Source organism: Bacillus sp. FSL W8-0640, from assembly GCF_038007725.1.
Classification (GTDB): Bacteria; Bacillota; Bacilli; order Bacillales; family Bacillaceae_G; genus Bacillus_A; species Bacillus_A cereus.
The window spans coordinates 1,369,350-1,383,816 of the sequence record NZ_JBBOXT010000001.1; the positions used below are offsets into that span (position 1 = coordinate 1,369,350).

Below are 14,467 nucleotides of genomic sequence, written 5' to 3' on the forward strand. Positions count from 1 at the left end.
TGAAATAAAGCTAAGAGAGGATATAGAAAAATGAGCATAGTAAACGAATTAGTAAACCGTATAGATGAGACATATGACGTATCACAAATTGAAAAAGAAATTAAATTAGACAATATTGCGTTAAGTGATTTAGAACTATTGGCGACAGGTGGATATAGCCCCCTTACTGGTTTTTTAGGGAAGGAAGATTATGATTCAGTTGTAGAAACGCTTCGTTTAGCAAATGGTAGTGTGTGGAGTATACCGATTACATTACCGGTAACAGAAAAAGTCGCAGAAAGCCTGAAGGTTGGAGAGGAAGTAAAGCTTGTCAACAATGGAAATATATACGGTGTCATTCAAATAGAAGATATTTTTGTACCAGATAAAGAAAAAGAAGCGTTACTTGTATATAAAACAACGGATGAGGCTCATCCAGGAGTGAAAAAATTATATGAACGACCAAACGTTTACGTTGGAGGAACTATTATTCTAACAAAACGCTTTGAAAATAATCAATTTCCTTCTTATCATTTAGACCCAATTGAAACGAGGGAAGCATTTAAAAAACGTGGGTGGAAAACAGTGGTCGGATTTCAAACGAGAAACCCGGTACATCGTGCCCATGAGTATATTCAAAAATCTGCTCTTGAAATTGTAGATGGTCTCTTTTTAAATCCGCTCGTCGGAGAAACGAAATCGGATGATATTCCTGCTGATGTAAGAATGGAAAGCTATGAAGTACTTCTTCAAAAATATTATCCGAAAAATCGTGTCTTTTTAAGTGTATTTCCTGCTGCCATGCGTTACGCAGGACCAAGGGAAGCGATATTTCATGCGTTAGTAAGAAAGAATTTTGGATGTACCCACTTTATAGTAGGGCGTGATCATGCTGGAGTAGGAGATTATTACGGAACGTATGAAGCGCAAGAAATCTTCACAAATTTTACGATAGAAGAGTTAGGAATTACACCACTATTCTTTGAACATAGTTTTTACTGCACGAAATGTGAAGCGATGGCTTCAACGAAAACATGTCCGCACGGAAAAGAAGATCATGTTATTTTATCGGGTACGAAAGTAAGAGAATTATTAAGAAACGGTGAGATTCCGCCAAGTACATTTAGTCGTAAAGAAGTAGTGGAAGTGCTAATTAAAGGCTTGAAAAAAGAAGTAGTAACAGAATAGGGAGAGAACGAGATGGATACGAATATTACTTGGCATACAGCTTCGGTTTCAAAAGATGAGAGAAGAGTGAAGAATGGACATCATAGTTTTGTAATTTGGTTTACTGGTTTATCAGCTTCGGGTAAATCTACAGTAGCGAATGCGGTCGCTCGTAAACTGTTTGAAAAGAATATTGGAAATTATGTGCTGGATGGGGATAACATTCGCCACGGTTTAAATAAAGACTTAGGATTTTCTGAAAGTGATCGCATGGAAAATATAAGACGTATTGGCGAAGTGGCAAAGTTATTTGTAGATCAAGGAGCAGTTGTCCTTACAGCATTTATTTCACCATTTCGAGTGGACCGTAAACAAGTAAGAGATTTATTAGCGGCAGATGAATTTATTGAAATTTTTGTGAAGTGTCCGATTGAAGAGTGTGAGAAACGTGATCCGAAAGGGCTTTATAAAAAGGCAAGGAAAGGTGACATTAAGGATTTCACAGGTATTGATTCGCCTTATGAAGAGCCAGCACAAGCGGAATTAATTGTAGAAACGCACAAATATTCTATTGAAGAATGTGCGGAACAAATCGTGAAGTATTTACAAGAGCGTAGTTTTATATAGGGGGATAAACAATGAGTTATGAAAAAGTATGGGCTAACAATGAAAAATTAAATCAGACGGAGAAAAATAAATTAGAAAAAGATGGCTTAGAAATTTTTAATGATATTCCTTACTATGCGGAAAATGGATTCGAATCTATTCCAAAAGAAGAGTGGGATGCCTTTAAATGGGCAGGATTGTATTTACAACGTCCAAAAGAAGCTGGTTATTTTATGATGCGGGTAAATATTCCGTCAGGGATTATTACAAATGCACAGGCAGAAGTGCTTGCTTCTATCGCTGAAGATTATGGACGTGATGTAATAGATATTACGACGAGACAAGCGATTCAGTTTCACTGGTTAGAAATTCAGCAAATTCCAGATATTTTTAATAGATTAGCGAGAGTTGGATTGTCTTCAGCTGGAGCGTGTGGTGATATAACGCGTAATATTACAGGTAATCCGCTTGCTGGCATTGATGCAAATGAATTATTTGATACAACGCATATTGTAAAAGAAGTATACGATTACTTCCAGCATAATGAAGAGTTTTCTAATTTACCACGTAAATTTAAAATGTCTATTAGTTCTAATATTTATAACTCAGCAAACGCAGAGATTAACTGTGTTGCATTTACACCTGCTACGAAAGAAATAGATGGTGAGAAAAAAGTTGGTTTTCATATAAAAGTAGGTGGAGGATTATCAGCCCGTCCGTATTTAGCTGAGGAATTAGATGTATTCGTTTTACCAGAAGAAGTGAAGGCGGTGGCGATTGCAATTGCTACTATATTCCGTGATTTTGGATATCGTGAGAAACGTCATTTAGCGCGTTTGAAATTTCTTGTTGCGGACTGGGGAGCAGAGAAATTTAAAGAGAAACTAATAGAGTATACAGGGCCTTTACAAAGTAAAGGGGAAAGTGCACTCAAAGGATGGAATGCAGGCTATTTTTATGGTGTTCAAGACCAAAAACAAGAGGGATTAAAATATGTAGGTTTTAATGTACCGGTAGGTCGTTTACATGCAGAAGAAATGTTTGAGGTTGCAAGAATCGCAAAGCAATATGGAAATGGACAAATTCGTACATGTAATTCACAAAATTTCATTATTCCGAACGTTCCTCCGGAAAATGTAAAAGGATTACTTAGTGAACCGCTGTTTGAAGCGATATCTGCAAGCCCGAAATCATTTATTGGTCATGCGGTTTCATGTACCGGTATTGAATATTGTAATCTTGCACTAGTAGAAACGAAAGAAAGATTACGTCAAATTGCAGAATACTTAGATACACAAATTGCACTCGATGTTCCAGTTCGAATTCATATGGTAGGCTGCCCGAATTCATGTGGTCAACGTCAAATTGCTGACATTGGGTTACAAGGGGTGAAAATGAAAACGAAGGAAAAAGGCATTGTTGAAGCGTTTGAAATATACGTAGGTGGAACATTGTTAGATGGCGGTGCCTACAATCAAAAGTTAAAAGGAAAAATAGATGGCGAGGATCTACCTGATGTACTTGCATCATTTATAAGTTATTTCAAAGAGAATAAATTACCAGCCGAGACATTTTATGATTTTGTAGGTCGTGTTGGTGTAGATACATTACAAATAGCGTTAAATAACGTGTTAGAAGAAGTCATAGCGTCTTAGGAGGGACGATATGGATTTATATCGATTTGAAGCTGTATTAGTGAGTGATATTGTTCCGATAGTTGTTGTTGCTCAAAGTGAAGAACAGGCATTTAAGCTTGCGGAGATTGAGCTTGAAAAGCATTTTTTACCGTTGCCAGAGGTAAAAGAGATTTCTTTGTTTGAAAAAAAGAAGATTCGAAAAGGTGGGGCATTTGTTATCCATGAGTAGAGATCAGTAATACGAAAAAATAAAAACTTCCATTCTTATATACGAATGGAAGTTTCATTTTAATAGAAGAAATGAGGAGAGATGATGGGAAAGGTTTATATTGTTGGAGCGGGTCCTGGCGATCCAGATTTAATTACTGTTAAAGGGTTGAAATGTATTGAGAAGGCAGATGTTATTTTATACGACCGACTTGTGAATAAAGAGCTGCTTTCACACGCAAAGCCTGACGCGGATTTAATTTATTGCGGAAAACTCCCGAATTATCACACGATGAAGCAAGAGACAATTAACACGTTTCTTATTAAGTATGCGAAAAAAGGAAAAGTTGTAACGAGGCTTAAGGGCGGCGATCCATTTGTGTTTGGTAGAGGGGGAGAAGAAGCTGAAGCATTAGCAAAGCAAGGTGTACCATTTGAAATCATTCCTGGTATTTCAGCTGGAATAGCTGCTCCTGCTTATGCGGGCATTCCAGTGACGCACCGTGATGCAAGTGCAAGTTTTGCTATTGTGACTGGGCATAGGAAAGAAGGTGCTGAAGAAGAAGTGAAATGGGAAAGTTTAGCGAAAGGTGTAGAGACTTTAGCGGTATATATGGGGGTTAGTAATTTGCCCTACATATGTGAGCAACTTATGAAGCATGGAAAAGATAAAAGTACGCCAGCCGCTATTATTGAGCAAGGGACGACGTCTATGCAACGCACAGTTGTTGGAACGTTAGGGACAATTGTAGATGTTGCGAAAAAAGAGCAAATTCAAAATCCGAGTATGATTGTAATTGGAGAGGTTGTCCGTTTTAGAGAAAAAATTCATTGGTTTGAGAAGCAGACAGAAAATGCTTATCAAGTAAGTGGAGTGTTGTAAAATGAAAGCCGTCTTATATATATGTCATGGAAGTCGTTTGAAGACAGCGAAAGAAGAGGCGATTCAATTTATTACATCGTGTATGAGCCGTATAGAAGCGACTATTCAAGAAGTTTGTTTTTTAGAGTTAGCGAATCCTTCTATTGAAGATGGTTTTCGTACATGTGTGAAGCGTGGGGCCACTGAGATTATTGCTATCCCTGTTTTTTTATTAGCGGCAGGGCATGTAAAAAAAGATATCCCTTTTGAATTGGAAAAGTTAACTAATCAATTTTCGGATGTTAAAGTGACCTATGGTAATCCGTTTGGTGTATCAGAAACACTTGTTAAATCGGTGTATAGCGGAAGTGGCATCGAACAGGAAGATAAAAATGAAGTGACGTTACTTCTTGTTGCAAGAGGGAGTAGTGATCCTGAAGTATTAAGAGATATAAACTGGATTGCTTCTTTATTTCAAACAAAAGAGAAGGTTAAAAAAGTAGAAGTTTGTTATTTAGCGGCTGCAGAGCCAAAATTTGAGGAGAAGTTAAAGGAAGTTGTAGAACGAAAAGAAAAGAACATCGTTGTACTGCCTTACTTGTTATTTACAGGTTTACTTATGAAACATATTGAGAAAGAAGTGCGCCAATATGAATTGGGAGAGATAAAAATCAGTCCATATTTAGGGAAGAATGAAGCGTTTCAAGATATGTTAATTCAGAAAACGACGGAGTTATTGAAAGGAGATCAGTATGTATCCACTTACAGTGCGAGTTAATGAGAAACGCGTTGTTGTTATTGGCGGGGGAAAAGTTGCAGGATTTAAAATTATTCCTTTGCTCAAACAGGGTGCGGATATAGTTGTGATCAGTCCAGAATTAGATGCGAATTTAGTAAAACTTGTGGAAGAAAAGAAAATTCGTTGGTATCAAAGAGAATATGAAAAAAGTGATATTAAAAGTGCTTTTTTAGTTGTTGCAGCGAGTAGTGATTCAATATTAAATGAACAAGTTGCTGAAGATGCCGCTGAGAATCAATTAGTAAATGTTATTACAAATCCGGAAAGTGGTAATGTTCATTTTCCGGCAGCGATTCATCGTGGTTTACTTAATATAGCAGTTTCTACTGGGGGAGCGAGCCCGAAGCTCGCAAAAAAAATTCGAGATGATATTGCAAATAAATATGATGAGACATATGAATCGTATTTAGATTTTTTATATGAAGTAAGGTTGAAGTTAAAAGATTTACAGTTAGAAAAGAGGGCACGAAATATATTGCTCCAAGAAGTGTTAAAATCAGTATATGTGCAAAACGAGGGGAAAAGAGAAAGTTTTTTACGAGAATTAGAGGAAAAGATTTTAAAATAATAAAAGATAAAGTGCGCTTTACAAATATAAAAATATAATTTATAATCACAAGTAACTTCAATAGATGAAATCGATGAGCAAGAAGAGTACGTATATTTGATGCGTTCAGAGAGCTGGGGTTAGGTGGGAGCCCGGTACGATAAAATATACAGAATGGGCTTGCGAGAGGTATGTTGAACATTGTAGTAGGCAACCCGGGTTCCGCCGTTAAAAGGATAGAGTATCGGATTTATTCCTGTACTTGAACAAGTGGGATTTATCAATCCAATTGAGGTGGTACCACGGTATTTACATTACATATATCGTCCTCTACATGCATATTTGCGTGTAGGGGACTTTTTTATTTTCTAAAGGAGGTGTGCGAGTATGAAATGAAAGTGTATAATTAACAAAAATTTAAATATTCAGAAAAGGAGAATTTATGATGAAAGAAACACAGCAATGGACGTCGAAAATAGGCTTTGTACTCGCAGCAGCCGGAGCCGCAGTAGGTCTTGGTGCGATATGGAAATTTCCATATGTTGCAGGTAATGGCGGGGGAGGCGCATTCTTCCTTGTATTTTTACTATTAACTTTATTTATAGGTATGCCTCTTCTAATAGCGGAGTTTGTTATTGGACGTAGCACGCAAAAAGAGGCGGTTACAGCTTATAAAGTACTAGTGCCAAATAGCAAATTATATCCTTGGATTGGTCGTATGGGAGTTGTTACTTGTTTTAGTGTACTATCTTTTTATAGTGTTGTAGGTGGATGGATTTTACTTTATTTATATTATAGTGTGACAGGAAGTTTCTGGAATGGAGCAGCTGATTATGGACAATTGTTCGGTGAAACGATTTCAAATCCATTAAGCGCGATTGGAGCACAATTTATCTTTATGCTTTGTACGATTTTTGTCGTAAGTAAAGGTGTAGAGAAAGGTATAGAAAAGGCAAGTAAGTACATGATGCCGCTATTATTTATTTTATTTATTGCGATTATTGTTCGTGCGCTAACACTCGATGGTGCTTTTGCTGGAGTAGAGTTCTTCTTAAAGCCAGATTTTTCAAAGCTTACAGCAGATACGATTTTATATGCGATGGGACAATCTTTCTTCTCGCTAACTGTAGGTGCCTCGGTAATGGTAACGTATAGTTCGTATTTAAAGAAAGAAGAACATTTAGCGAAATCAGCAACATCTATTGTAAGTTTAACGGTTTTTGTTACAGTACTTGCAGGATTAGCAATTTTCCCAGCGATTTTTGCGTTGGGAGTTAAACCGACTGAAGGACCAGGACTACTGTTTATCGTCCTTCCAGCAGTATTTGCAAAAATACCATTTGGTCAATTTTTCTTTATTATGTTTTTAATTTTATTCTTCTTTGCGACTTTAACATCAGCAATTTCAATGCTTGAAATTGTAGTAGCATCTGTTGCGAAAGGTAATGAGAAGAAGCGTCCATCAGCATCATTATTAATTGGTATTCTTATTTTTGCAGTCGGTATTCCATCGGCGTTATCATTTGGGATTATGAGTGACGTGAAAATATTTGGGAAAACATTCTTTGATTTAGTCGACTTTTCGGTCAGTAACGTATTGCTGCCGTTAGGAGTACTAGCTATTTCATTATTTGTACCAAATAAAATGAGTAAAGAGTTATTGATGAAAGAATTAGAAGTGACGGAAACGAAGGGGAAAACGTTATTTAACATTTGGTTCTTCTTACTTCGTTATGTTATTCCGGTAACTGTAATAATTGTATTTTTAAATGCGATAGGTGTATTTAAAATGTTTGCATAAAAAAAGGCGGGGATCTCCCGTCTTTTTTTATGTGGATGTTGATGAGTGTAATAAACGATTATATGCTTTATAGGCTGTAGTGACTGCAAGGAATGAACCGATTAAAAATAATACTGAGCCGCCAAATGTAAATATCCGGCCAATATACGTCTCTCTAGCTTCTTCTATTTTTTGTTGTAATTGCGTATTCATATTGATCACCCCGTAAACTATAGGCATTTAGTTATAGTCTATGTAGAATGCCTATATTGTGTGAAGTGTAAATAAAAAACCTCGGTAGGCACCGAGGTTTTTTATAATCCGATATAAGGAGATGGGTCAACTGCGTTTGTCTTGCCGACATTCCATTCTCCAAGATGAAGTTCGAAGTGTAAATGTTGTCCGTATGATTGGCCCGTGTTCCCCATAAATCCAAGCTGATCGCCTTGTTTTACAGTTTGTCCATTCGATACAGAACGGCTATTCATATGAGCATATACTGTCGTATATGTTTTTCCGTTTATACGGTGAGATAAATACACTACGTTTCCGTAACTAGATGATAATTCTGAACGAATAACAACGCCATCTGCAGCGGCGATAATTGGAACCGTTCCCGAAGCAGCGATGTCAATTCCTTTATGGTTATCTAAAGAACGTACACCAAATCCGGAAGTTTTTGATCCAGCTGCTGGTTTGATAAAGCCACCGATATTTGTATCATGTGGTGTTGGGGCCGCTTGAGTTGCTTGAGCAGATTTAGTAGCTTGTTGTTTGCGAGCCTCTTCTGCCTGGCGAGCTTCTTCCGCTTTACGAGCTTCTTCGGCCCGTTTTTCTTCTTCAATTGCTTTTTGAACAGCTTGACGTTGATTTTCTAAAATGCCTTTGGATTCTTCTAATCCTTCAATCTCTGAATCTACTTTTGCTACTTTCGTATGTAGATCGTTAATAAGAGTTTGTTGCTGTTGTTGGTTATTTTGTAATTCTTGCTGTTTTTGTTCTAGTTTTTGCTCAGATTCTTTCAGTTGTTGTTCTTTTTTCTCAACAGCCTCTTTTTCTGACGTTACAGCATTTTGATCAGATGTTTGTTTTTTTACAATATCTGTATCGTTGTTTAATATTAAACTTACGGAGTACATATTATCAACAAGATCGGCAATATTTGAAGAATTTGTTAGTACCTCTGTAATGATATTTGTACGAGGTTTTTCTTGCATAGATTGTAATCGTTGTTTAATAACTTCCTGACGTGTATCTATGTTTGTTTGTAATTGTTCTATATGTTTCTTTTTGTCAGCAATTACTTGTTGAGTTTTGCTAATTTCTTTTTTTGTATCGTTTAATTCAGCTTCGTTTTTATTAATAGAAGTAGTTAATTCATCAATTTTCTTCTGTAATTCTTGAATTTCTTTTTCTATTTGTTCTTTCTCGACTGATTTATTTTGTAAGTCACTTTGTTTGCCTTCTAATTCAGATTGAATGTTAGATAATTTATCTTGATTTGTTTCAGCGTATACGGGTGAAAGTAACGGGGAAGCAAAAATCGTTCCTGCTGCTAAAACACTAAACGCTGCAAATTTCTTTTTCATAGTTGTCTGACTCCTTTCCCTATGAATGTTATATATCATAAGAAGAAGGGTGTCTATCGTTGTAATCATAATGTAAAGAAAATTTTATAAAATTGCTAAGTTTTGTCGGAATTTATCATTTTTCAACTGTAATTGTCATAATGCTTACATTTTATTCATATGCACATAAAGGTAAATTTTGGAATTCATCTGTAAAATGAAGGAGGAAAGTAATCGTTTTTATGAGGTGAAATATTACTTGGAAAGCTAATAAAACACTAGTGAGGAATCGTTCTCATGTTAGGTTTTCTGACATGGGTCTGCTTTTTGTCAAGAAAATTATTTGTGTTCGGGCAAAGTTATTTTGTTGTCAGATTTAAATTTTTGATTTATGATTTTTAACAGGGACAAAATGTAGTGAATTGTCGAATAATATGTAATACTCTTAATTTCTTAGTTTTATAGAGATAGAATGAGAGATAGAGTGACACATCGAAGAGGGGGTTACAACAAATATGAAAAGAATAGGACTTGCATGGCAAATATTAATAGGGCTTGCGCTTGGTATTGCGGTTGGGGCGATTTTCTTTGATAATCCAGCTGTTGTGAAGTACTTACAACCAATTGGTGATATTTTCATCCGATTAATTAAAATGATCGTTGTACCGATTGTTGTAGCAAGTATTGTTGTTGGGGTTGCTGGTGTTGGCGATGTTAAAAAACTAGGTCGACTAGGCGGAAAAACAATTCTTTACTTTGAAATTATTACAACAATTGCAATTATTGTTGGTCTATTAATAGCGAATATTTTCCAACCAGGAAAAGGCGTAAATATGGAGCAGTTAACAAAGACAGATATTTCGAAATATACACATACGACAGAACAAGTACAAAGTCATTCATTTGCAGATACATTTGTAAATATTGTTCCAACGAACATTATGAAGTCGTTAGCTGACGGAGATATGCTTGCTATTATCTTCTTCTCTGTATTATTTGGTTTAGGTGTAGCAGCAATTGGTGAAAGAGGAAGACCAGTTCTTCAATTTTTCCAAGGTGTAGCTGACGCAATGTTTTACGTAACAAACCAAGTTATGAAATTTGCACCATTTGGTGTGTTTGCACTAATTGGTGTTACAGTTTCTACATTTGGTCTTGCTTCATTAATTCCATTAGGGAAATTACTAATTGTCGTATATGGAGCAATGATCTTCTTCGTCGTAGTTGTCTTAGGACTTACAGCGAAAATATTTGGAATCAACATTTTCCAATTCTTTAAGATTTTAAAAGACGAGCTGATCTTAGCGTATTCTACAGCAAGCTCAGAAACAGTTTTACCAAAAATCATGGAGAAAATGGAGAAATTCGGTTGTCCGAAAGCAATTACATCTTTCGTTATTCCGACAGGTTATTCATTTAACTTAGATGGATCAACTTTATATCAAGCAATTGCGGCTCTTTTCTTAGCACAAATGTACGGTATTGATTTATCTATTACACAACAAATTACATTATTGCTTGTATTAATGGTTACATCAAAAGGTATCGCAGGTGTACCGGGCGTATCATTCGTTGTATTATTAGCGACACTTGGTACAGTAGGTATTCCACCTGAAGGCTTAGCGTTCATTGCTGGTATTGACCGTATTTTAGATATGGCTCGTACAGCAGTTAACGTTGTAGGAAACTCTTTAGCAGCTGTAGTTATGTCTAAGTGGGAAGGTCAATATGACGCTGAAAAAGGACAAGCTTATTTAAAAGAGATTTCTGAAAAGGGTCAAGCGGCTTAATTATAATATGAACAAGCTCTCACATAATATGTGGGAGCTTTTCTGTATATAGAAGAGGAGCAGACATAATGAAACGTAAATATGGTGACGGTTCTTCGTGGAAGAGGCTAATAGAAAAGAGTTATACGGTTAAGCAAGTGGAAGAGGGAATGCTCGGAATACTGGATATAAAAAAGGTGAGAGAGCCTAGTTGTAAAGAATATGATGGTGAAGAACTTTGTATTGCAGCGGATCAGTATACGTGGATTCAATATTTCATAGACGGGAAAAACTTTGCGATTACCGCTATGTTAGATGATCAGAAAAAATTAGTGCAATATTATATCGATGTGGCGAAAGAATATAAAATAGACGATCGTGGTTTACCGTATTTTGATGATTTATATTTAGATGTAGTATTATTACCTAGCGGTAAGGTGTATGTATTAGATGAAGAGGAGCTAGAGGATGCTTATAAAAGTGGTGATGTCACGAAGGAAGAGTATGAGTTAGCTTGGTACACTACGAAATGGATATTAGCAACAATAAAAAATAATGAATTTTATTGGATTTCAATGTTGAAAGAAGAAATAGAAAAGTTAAAATGATTGTTGTATTCGAATTTTTGTATAATTACCAAAAAAATCTATACAAAAAATAATTGACTTTTGTTTTGTAAGCGAGTAAAGTTAGGAAAGAAATTATTATTAAAAAATAAATATGAAACCTTCTTATAAAGAGAGGCGGAGGGACTGGCCCTACGATGCCTCGGCAGCGGACTCGATTTCAGAGTGCTGTGCCAAATCCAGCAAGCGTGTGCTTGAAAGATGAGAAGAGTGTTTCTTATAGATGTATAAGACCTCTTCTCATCGGAAGAGGTCTTTTGTTATTCATTAGAAAAAGGTTGAAACTAGGGAGAGATGATACTTTGAAAGAAACGAGAGGAAATGGTTTAGCTTTATTACCACTTGGGATATTTTTGGCGCTATTTATTGGTTCTGGAATTATTACAGGTGATTTCTATAAATTGCCGATACTTGTAGCGATCTCAATTGCTGTAGGAGTCGCTTTAATGATGAATCGTAAAGAAAGTTTTAATGTGAAAGTAGAGCGGTTCGCTAAAGGTGCAGGAAATCCGGATATTATGATTATGGTATTAATTTTTGTGCTTGCAGGTGCATTTTCTGAAACTGCTAAAGGAATGGGCGGAGTAGACTCAACTGTTAATTTAGCATTAACTATTTTACCGCCAGAATTTATCGTAGCTGGAATCTTTGTTATTGGGGCATTTATTTCATTAGCGATGGGAACTTCAATGGGAACAATTGCAGCATTAGCGCCGATTGCTGTAGGTATTAGTGGTCAAACTGATATCTCAATTGCGCTTGCAATGGCTACTGTTGTTGGCGGAGCGATGTTTGGTGATAATTTATCATTTATTTCAGATACAACAATCGCAGCTGTTCGTTCACAAGGAACAGAAATGAAAGATAAGTTTAAAACGAACTTTTTAATTGTGTTACCAGCGGCTATTATTACAATTGTGCTATTAGTAATAGTTACTTCAGGAAGTGACACGCAAATTAAAGCACATAGCTTTGATTGGATAAAGATTTTACCGTACGCAGGAGTACTGATTACAGCGCTACTTGGCTGGAATGTACTTATTGTATTAACTGGTGGAACTGTACTATCTGGTGTTATCGGTCTTATAGATGGAAGTTACACGTTAGAAAGTTTCTTTAAAAGTGTAACGACTGGAATGGGCGGTATGATGGAGTTAGTATTACTTGCTATATTAATTGGCGGTATGGTTGAATTAATCCAATATAATGGTGGTATTCAATATTTAATGAATGTATTAACACGTAATATTCGTTCGAAAAAAGGAGCGGAATTTGGTATTGCTGGTTTAGTGAGTATGACGAATATGTGTACAGCGAATAATACGATTTCAATTATTTTTACAGGCCCGCTTGCAAAAAATATTGCAGATCAATATGAAATAGACCCTCGTAAATCAGCGAGTGTATTAGATCTTTTCTCATGTTGTGTGCAAGGATTAATTCCGTACGGTGCCCAAATGTTAACGGCAGCAGGATTTGCAGCGTTATCTCCAGTTGAATTGTTACCGTATGCATTTTATCCAATTTTAGTTGGAGTATGTGGGATTGTTTCTATTTTAATTGGGTTTCCAAGGTTTTCGAAAGTAGCTAAGAAAAAAGAGTATCATAAAACTGCTTAATTTAATATGAATGTTAGTAATTAAAAAACGTGCAGAGAATAGACTCTGCACGTTTTTTGCGTAAAGGGCTGAATATGACTCGGTCTTAAGTCTGAGTAGAAAACGGTTCTTAAGCTCGTTATGGAAAGATGAAAAAATAGTTAAGATAAGAGTATCAAATCGAAGGGAGGCAAGCACAAGATGAAACAATTTCTAGCGTTTATCGCAGCCGGTATTTTGGCTTTAATTGCTCTTGGTAGTCTTGCTGGTATTGTAGGATTCGCAATCGGAGCAGGAGTTGTATATTGGAGCTATAAATCATTTGTGCGAGCTAAATCATTTTTTGGAAAGTTAGCTTGGGGTATTGTTGGTTTAATCGGTTTATCCATTGCACTTTCTCATTCGCCAGCATTAATCGGTATCGCTGCTTTAGTGGTTTTATACTACGGATACCGTGAGTGGAAAAAAGAAAAAGATGTAGTTGTTGAATCTGCTCCAGAAAGTTCTAAATCATATAGCAACTTTGAAGATGAGTGGAACAAATTAATGAAAAACTAAAACAATAAATCAAATTATAATTAAAGTAGAAGAGAGGAAGATTTATAATGAAACAATCTTTATTCGGACGTGTACGCGATGCAATTTTAGCTGATTTTCATAACGTGTTAGATGAGAAGGAAAGAAAAAATCCAATTGCGATGTTAAACCAATATTTACGTGATAGTGAGCGTGAAATAACAAAAATTGAGAAGTTAATTGAGCGTCATAAAACATTAAAATCTAACTTTGCTCGTGAGCTTGAGCAAGCACGTTATTTCGTTAATAAAAGATCAAAGCAAGCTATCATTGCTCAAGAAGCAGGTGAATTACAATTGCACGAACGTGCGTTAGAAGAGGTAGCTTATTATGAAGGGCAAGTAACTCGATTAGAAGAAATGTATGCAGGTGTTGTAGAGCAAATTGATGAGTTAGAGCGTCGTCTTTCTGAAATGAAAAATAAATTAAAAGAAATGCACGCAAAGCGTATGGAACTAATGGCACGTGAAAATATGGCACATGCAAATCGTCGTATGAATACTGCGATGCATAAAATGGATGAAAATAATCCATTCTTACGATTTGAAGAGATTGAAGATCATATTCGTGACTTAGAAACTCGTATGAATGAAGAGCATGAGCGTGACACATTTGATATGAAAATTGCAAAACTTGAGCGTGAAATGAAAGAAAAGAATGATGTATCGTTAACGAAAGAGTTAACAAAATAATAGTAGTATATTATAAAACAGGCTTATGATATAGTGATAGGAGAAAAGGTGTTG

At 36.0% G+C, this 14,467-nt stretch carries 15 protein-coding genes, 1 riboswitch and 1 other annotated feature; of the genes, 13 read left to right on the top strand and 2 right to left on the bottom strand.

Annotated features, from left to right (window positions below; all coding sequences use genetic code 11):
• Positions 1-30 precede the first annotated feature (30 nt).
• The 8 genes from sat to N2V80_RS07210 all read left to right on the top strand — a co-directional run bounded on the left by sat (position 31) and on the right by N2V80_RS07210 (position 7,605).
• Positions 31-1,167 (top strand): sulfate adenylyltransferase, encoded by a 1,137-nt coding sequence (gene sat / locus N2V80_RS07175; protein ID WP_000029494.1) that lies wholly within the window; start codon positions 31-33, stop codon positions 1,165-1,167.
• Between the two features lie 12 nt (positions 1,168-1,179).
• Positions 1,180-1,773: an adenylyl-sulfate kinase gene (gene cysC / locus N2V80_RS07180; RefSeq protein WP_061654647.1), complete on the top strand. Its 594-nt coding sequence runs from the start codon at positions 1,180-1,182 to the stop codon at positions 1,771-1,773.
• A gap of 11 nt (positions 1,774-1,784) precedes the next feature.
• Positions 1,785-3,407, top strand: coding sequence for a nitrite/sulfite reductase (locus N2V80_RS07185; RefSeq protein WP_000119615.1), 1,623 nt, complete (start codon positions 1,785-1,787; stop codon positions 3,405-3,407).
• 10 nt (positions 3,408-3,417) lie between these two features.
• Positions 3,418-3,618 (top strand): DUF3906 family protein, encoded by a 201-nt coding sequence (locus tag N2V80_RS07190; RefSeq protein ID WP_000366919.1) that lies wholly within the window; start codon positions 3,418-3,420, stop codon positions 3,616-3,618.
• Positions 3,619-3,702: 84 nt separating this feature from the next.
• The gene (gene cobA, locus N2V80_RS07195; protein WP_000521255.1) at positions 3,703-4,479 is read left to right on the top strand and encodes a uroporphyrinogen-III C-methyltransferase; all 777 of its coding nucleotides are present in this window, start codon (positions 3,703-3,705) and stop codon (positions 4,477-4,479) included.
• Position 4,480: 1 nt separating this feature from the next.
• A complete protein-coding gene (locus tag N2V80_RS07200) occupies positions 4,481-5,236 on the top strand; it encodes a sirohydrochlorin chelatase (RefSeq protein ID WP_000648886.1) in 756 nt (251 codons plus the stop codon).
• A complete protein-coding gene (locus N2V80_RS07205) occupies positions 5,211-5,825 on the top strand; it encodes an NAD(P)-binding protein (protein ID WP_000283354.1) in 615 nt (204 codons plus the stop codon). Before N2V80_RS07200 ends, N2V80_RS07205 begins: the two co-directional genes overlap by 26 nt.
• A gap of 64 nt (positions 5,826-5,889) precedes the next feature.
• Positions 5,890-6,138, top strand: a binding site (T-box leader).
• Positions 6,139-6,249: 111 nt separating this feature from the next.
• Positions 6,250-7,605 carry a sodium-dependent transporter gene (locus tag N2V80_RS07210; RefSeq protein ID WP_000665430.1) on the top strand — a complete coding sequence of 452 codons (1,356 nt, stop codon included), beginning with the start codon at positions 6,250-6,252 and terminating at the stop codon, positions 7,603-7,605.
• 27 nt (positions 7,606-7,632) lie between these two features.
• On the opposite strand, the gene N2V80_RS07215 is transcribed toward N2V80_RS07210, so the two are convergent.
• Positions 7,633-7,797 (bottom strand): hypothetical protein, encoded by a 165-nt coding sequence (locus tag N2V80_RS07215; RefSeq protein ID WP_001096002.1) that lies wholly within the window; start codon positions 7,795-7,797, stop codon positions 7,633-7,635.
• Between the two features lie 101 nt (positions 7,798-7,898).
• Complete coding sequence (locus N2V80_RS07220) at positions 7,899-9,173, bottom strand: murein hydrolase activator EnvC family protein (RefSeq protein WP_000726079.1); 1,275 nt, start codon at positions 9,171-9,173, stop codon at positions 7,899-7,901.
• Positions 9,174-9,667: 494 nt separating this feature from the next.
• On the opposite strand from N2V80_RS07220, the gene gltP reads away from it, so the two are divergent.
• From gltP to N2V80_RS07245, 5 genes are all read left to right on the top strand, one after another.
• Entirely contained in the window at positions 9,668-10,942 is a 1,275-nt protein-coding gene (gltP, locus tag N2V80_RS07225) for a glutamate/aspartate:proton symporter GltP (RefSeq protein ID WP_000821131.1), read from the top strand.
• 68 nt (positions 10,943-11,010) lie between these two features.
• Positions 11,011-11,529, top strand: a complete 519-nt coding sequence (locus tag N2V80_RS07230) for a DUF402 domain-containing protein (protein WP_000824661.1) — start codon at positions 11,011-11,013, stop codon at positions 11,527-11,529.
• A gap of 120 nt (positions 11,530-11,649) precedes the next feature.
• A riboswitch (SAM riboswitch) is annotated at positions 11,650-11,755 on the top strand.
• A 94-nt stretch (positions 11,756-11,849) separates the two neighbouring features.
• Positions 11,850-13,166: a Na+/H+ antiporter NhaC family protein gene (locus tag N2V80_RS07235; RefSeq protein WP_061654648.1), complete on the top strand. Its 1,317-nt coding sequence runs from the start codon at positions 11,850-11,852 to the stop codon at positions 13,164-13,166.
• A 180-nt stretch (positions 13,167-13,346) separates the two neighbouring features.
• The gene (locus N2V80_RS07240; RefSeq protein ID WP_000808641.1) at positions 13,347-13,703 is read left to right on the top strand and encodes a lmo0954 family membrane protein; all 357 of its coding nucleotides are present in this window, start codon (positions 13,347-13,349) and stop codon (positions 13,701-13,703) included.
• Positions 13,704-13,750: 47 nt separating this feature from the next.
• Positions 13,751-14,413 (top strand): PspA/IM30 family protein, encoded by a 663-nt coding sequence (locus N2V80_RS07245; protein WP_000814127.1) that lies wholly within the window; start codon positions 13,751-13,753, stop codon positions 14,411-14,413.
• Positions 14,414-14,467: the final 54 nt, after the last annotated feature.

Coding starts and splice junctions, on each gene's coding strand:
- sat (WP_000029494.1), top strand. CDS start 31: ATGAGCATAGTAAACGAATTAGTAAACCGTATAGATGAGACATATGAC.
- cysC (WP_061654647.1), top strand. CDS start 1,180: ATGGATACGAATATTACTTGGCATACAGCTTCGGTTTCAAAAGATGAG.
- N2V80_RS07185 (WP_000119615.1), top strand. CDS start 1,785: ATGAGTTATGAAAAAGTATGGGCTAACAATGAAAAATTAAATCAGACG.
- N2V80_RS07190 (WP_000366919.1), top strand. CDS start 3,418: ATGGATTTATATCGATTTGAAGCTGTATTAGTGAGTGATATTGTTCCG.
- cobA (WP_000521255.1), top strand. CDS start 3,703: ATGGGAAAGGTTTATATTGTTGGAGCGGGTCCTGGCGATCCAGATTTA.
- N2V80_RS07200 (WP_000648886.1), top strand. CDS start 4,481: ATGAAAGCCGTCTTATATATATGTCATGGAAGTCGTTTGAAGACAGCG.
- N2V80_RS07205 (WP_000283354.1), top strand. CDS start 5,211: ATGTATCCACTTACAGTGCGAGTTAATGAGAAACGCGTTGTTGTTATT.
- N2V80_RS07210 (WP_000665430.1), top strand. CDS start 6,250: ATGAAAGAAACACAGCAATGGACGTCGAAAATAGGCTTTGTACTCGCA.
- N2V80_RS07215 (WP_001096002.1), bottom strand. CDS start 7,797: ATGAATACGCAATTACAACAAAAAATAGAAGAAGCTAGAGAGACGTAT.
- N2V80_RS07220 (WP_000726079.1), bottom strand. CDS start 9,173: ATGAAAAAGAAATTTGCAGCGTTTAGTGTTTTAGCAGCAGGAACGATT.
- gltP (WP_000821131.1), top strand. CDS start 9,668: ATGAAAAGAATAGGACTTGCATGGCAAATATTAATAGGGCTTGCGCTT.
- N2V80_RS07230 (WP_000824661.1), top strand. CDS start 11,011: ATGAAACGTAAATATGGTGACGGTTCTTCGTGGAAGAGGCTAATAGAA.
- N2V80_RS07240 (WP_000808641.1), top strand. CDS start 13,347: ATGAAACAATTTCTAGCGTTTATCGCAGCCGGTATTTTGGCTTTAATT.
- N2V80_RS07245 (WP_000814127.1), top strand. CDS start 13,751: ATGAAACAATCTTTATTCGGACGTGTACGCGATGCAATTTTAGCTGAT.